The organism is Arsukibacterium sp., from assembly GCF_041616895.1.
Classification (GTDB): domain Bacteria; phylum Pseudomonadota; class Gammaproteobacteria; order Enterobacterales; family Alteromonadaceae; genus Alishewanella.
The window spans coordinates 1-4008 of record NZ_JBFJPY010000160.1 but is presented as its reverse complement, the minus strand read 5'-3'; the positions used below and the strand labels follow the sequence as shown (position 1 = coordinate 4008).

Annotated in this window: 2 protein-coding genes and 2 pseudogenes; 2 read left to right on the top strand and 2 right to left on the bottom strand. The window is 48.4% G+C overall.

Annotation, left to right across the window (positions count from 1 at the left end; translation table 11 throughout):
* Nucleotides 1–211 (top strand): annotated as a pseudogene (locus tag ABY802_RS16135) (oxygen-independent coproporphyrinogen III oxidase); the annotation flags it as partial.
* A 22-nt stretch (nucleotides 212–233) separates the two neighbouring features.
* Here ABY802_RS16135 and ABY802_RS16130 read toward each other — a convergent pair.
* Both ABY802_RS16130 and ABY802_RS16125 read right to left on the bottom strand, forming a co-directional pair.
* Complete coding sequence (locus ABY802_RS16130; protein ID WP_372628146.1) at nucleotides 234–2798, bottom strand: chemotaxis protein CheB; 2565 nt, start codon at nucleotides 2796–2798, stop codon at nucleotides 234–236.
* 26 nt (nucleotides 2799–2824) lie between these two features.
* The gene (locus tag ABY802_RS16125) at nucleotides 2825–3499 is read right to left on the bottom strand and encodes a hypothetical protein (protein WP_372628145.1); all 675 of its coding nucleotides are present in this window, start codon (nucleotides 3497–3499) and stop codon (nucleotides 2825–2827) included.
* 215 nt (nucleotides 3500–3714) lie between these two features.
* Here ABY802_RS16125 and ABY802_RS16120 point away from each other — a divergent pair.
* Nucleotides 3715–4008, top strand: a pseudogene (locus ABY802_RS16120) (amidohydrolase); the annotation flags it as partial.

The following is a 4008-nucleotide window of genomic DNA, read 5'->3' as shown; positions in this document are numbered from 1 at the left end:
GTTTTGTCAGCAATGGCAGCTTACGGGTTTCTGGTGTTACTTTAGCGAGGCATTAGAACAGCTGCAGCCGTTTGTTGAAGATGGTCTGGTGGAAGTTACTGCAGGGCAAATAAAAGTAAACCCTGCCGGCAGGCTTTGGGTACGCAGCATCTGCGCCTGCTTCGATGCCTACCTGAGCCGTGGTCAGCAACGCTATTCAAAAGTAATATAGGGTGGCGCGATAGTCCTGTTATCTAGTGCTCTGACTTTTCGCGAAGTGCCGCTTCAAGTTTTTTGGTGGCACTGATATCTACCAGAGTAATAACCACGCCATCTATCATGTTATCCAAGGTCCGGTAGGGCATTATCCGTACTGAAAACCAGCGCTCATCATTTGTTGGTATTTGTTTCTCACAGAATTTAAGTGTTCGTAAAGTTTCCTGGGCATCTTCATGCAGGGTTGGATACTGCAAACAGCTCGTTAGATCGCTCAGCGGCCGACCCAAATCGCTTTCCCGCAGGTTAATGATTTTGGCTGCGCGATCGGTATAGCGGCGCACATTGAGGTGTTGATCTAAAAACAAAATAGCGATTTCAACGCTGTTAAGAGTATTTTGCAGATCGCTCTGTGCCAACGCCAAATCGTCCAGCTTGGTCTGCAATTCGGTATTAATGGTTTGCAGCTCTTCATTCATTGACTGCATTTCTTCTTTAGATGTTGTTAGCTCTTCGTTCGTTGACTGCAGTTCTTCGTTGGTTGATTGCAGCTCTTCATTGCTCGATTGCAGCTCTTCTTTAGAGGTACGAGTCTCTTCCCGTAACGTCTGAATTTCCGCGAGGTATTGTTGCTGCATTGCTGCCACTGACGCATCGCTACCTGCAGCTGGTGTGAGCAAATCGTTATGGGGCACGTCGCGAAATACAATCATGGTCATACCGTTTAGTGTTGCCGGTTCCCGCAGTAACTGCACCGTCACATCTACCAGCTGGCTGTTGTCGCCGGTAGTCAGCGGCAAGCGATAGAGTTGCAACGGCTCAGCCTTTTTTTCTGTTTGTTTTGTTGCAACCTGTTGCAGTGCCATGGCGAGCGGCGCCCGCAGGCCTTCACACACCATCGCATGAAAATTCCAATTGGCTTTGCCGGCGGCCGGCTCAAGATATTTACCGGTGCGCCCGCTGATATAAACAATGTCACCGTCGCCATTCACTACCACTGCTGGAGGGGCGTAAACTTGCAGCAGCACCCGATCGGCGGCTGTTTGCAGGTTATCGCTTGGCACAGAAAGTGTTTTGTTGGTGGCCACCGGATGCTCCTTGGCTAAGGTTGATAAAGGGGGAAAGGAATGTACTGGCAAATTGCGGCTGTTATTGACCACGGGCTCCTGCCGCTGGTAAAAGCGCATTTTTGACTGCAGAGGCACAAATAAATCATCGAAACGGCCAATGGTTTCAGAACTGCCCAGCAGCAGAATTCCGTTACGACAAAGGCTATAGTGTAATAGCGGCATTAACCTGTGTTGTAACTTTGCATCAAAATAAATTAGCAGGTTGCGACAGATAATAAAATCCTGCCGGGTGAACGGCGGGTCCAAAATCACATCGTGCTGAGCAAATAACACCATATCGCGGATATGTTGGCTGATCTGGTAATAACTGTCATGCCGGATAAAAAACTGTTTTAGTCGCTGTGCGCTAATGTGCTCGCATATTGTTAACGAATATTGACCACGGCGGGCTCTGGTTATGGCATCCGGGTTAAGATCAGAAGCAAAAATTTTTAAACTAAACTTTTTAAATTCTGGCTGGCTTTGCTGTAGCAGGCAAAATACTATGGCCAGCGAATAAGCCTCTTCGCCGGTTGAGCAGCCAATACTCCAGGCTCGCAGTTCCGAGTTGCCGTTTTGCCGCTCAAGCAATGACGGCAGAGCATGGTTTGCCAGATAATCCCAAACCTCAGTATCTCGGAAAAACTGAGTCACGCCAATCAGCAGTTCTTTAAACAGTAACTCATTTTCCTGTGGGTTATCACGAAGAAAATCAGCATATTGCTGCATAGAATCCAACGCATGAATAGCCATTCGTCGTTCAATCCGCCGTTGTAAGGTACTGGTTTTATAAAGTGAGAAGTCATGTCGGTTATGTCGCTGTAACCCGCTTATTATCTGCTGCAGTGCGTTGTCTGAAACCATGGTGGGACAGGGTAGCGTTTCAGTGCTGTGCTGCTTGGCGGATGTTACTCTGAGCTGTGGTACCTGTGCCAGAACAGATAAAATGCGTGCTGGCAACTCAGCCGCGCTGGCAATGATGTCGACACAGTCCTCAGCAATAGCGGCTACAGGCATTGAGTTAAATTGGGCTGATTCAGGATGTTGAACTGCAGTCAGGCCGCCCGCCGCGTAAATGGCCTGTAGACCAAGGGTACCATCACTGCCCATGCCAGATAAAATGACCCCGATGGCCGTTTCGCCAAGCTCGGCAGCGAGTGACTTAAACAATATATTTATTGGTAGGCGCATACCCCTTGGCTCTTGGGGTTTAGTCTGTTTTAGTAAGCCATTTTGCACCCTGAGCTCGGTATTTGGCGCAATCACATACACCTGGTTAGCGTAAATAGGCATGCCTTGTTTGGCTTGTCGCACTTTCATGCTGGTTGTCCGTTGCAGGAGTTCCGGCAACATGGCTTTTTTGGTTGGGTCCATATGCTGGACAACAATCCAGGCCAGGCCAGTGTCTGGTGGCGTATGTGACAAAAACTTATCCAGTGCGTCCAGCCCACCAGCTGATGCGCCAATGCCGACAATACCGGGTAGGGTTTTCACTGCTTTGGCCGGCTTCAGATCATGACTCACGTTAGCATTATCAGAATAGCGTTATAATCCGGGCTCATATTAATGGTCAGACGCATACTATTTGCACCTGTGACACTTTGCGAGCAGGCTGATGTTGTTGCTTTTTCAACAAGCAAGGTGGCACGTTGGTGATTACGTTGCACCCTGGCTAGAGCTGCACTATATAGAGGCCGGCAGTTGGCATTGAGCAGCGACAGCATTGAGCGACCAACCAGCTGCTGACAGTTTTGCTGCGACAAGTTCTGTGACAACTCTTGCAGATGTTGTGGCAATGGGTGTTCAGGTTGAGCTTCTGTCGGGTCTGTAAAAAGGCGGGTCGCGGCGGCATTACCGTTAGTAATTGTGCCATCTGTACTTATAGTTAAGCAAGCAACCGGATTCATGGCAAAAAACTGCTGGTAACATGTAAATTCATGGTCAAATTGGCGTTCATTGCATTGCAGTTGTTCCAATTGCAACTCTAGCTCTACCTGATGAACTTGCAGTTCATGCAATAATTTCAAGCCGTCACTGGCGGTGATGGCGCTACTACTAAGCCGGTACAAAACGCCCAATGCATCCTGGCTGGCGACAAAGGATGTCTTTAACTGCGCAGAGCCATTACTGAGCTTCTGCTCAGCAAGCCTTCGAAGCGAAGCGCTTAAATGCTGCTGATCCAGTGACTTGTCCATACAAACCTTTAGTGACGTAACGACGTACTGTAGTATAAGCTCAATCGAGGACAGTAAACACCTTATGTTCAAAGGAAAGGGCGCACGATGAGCGAGATATTTATACAAGCTGCTATTGAGCAGGCAAAAAAAGTTTAGCCGAAGGCGGTGTCCTAATTTTATTGCCGCCAAACCTGAGCTGTGGTTTGAAAATTTCGGTAAATGAGGAAAATAAAATGAGAAGAGACGTGATTATGGCATTTAGCAGGACTGTCGTGACAACGAGTTTACTGGGCTTGCTATTTGCGCTGCCAGCATTGGCTGATGCTTCAAAAATTACCGTATTTGACCATGTTCATGTGTTGCCAATGGCCTCAGCTCAGGTTTCGCCTGAGCTGAGGCTACTTCGTGACCAAAGGGTAGTCGTGAAGGGCGACCGGATTATTGCAGTTGGCATGGCAACAGAACTGCCTGTCCCGGATGATGCAACCCGTATTGATGGTAAGGGGCGTTTTTTGATGCCGGGCCTG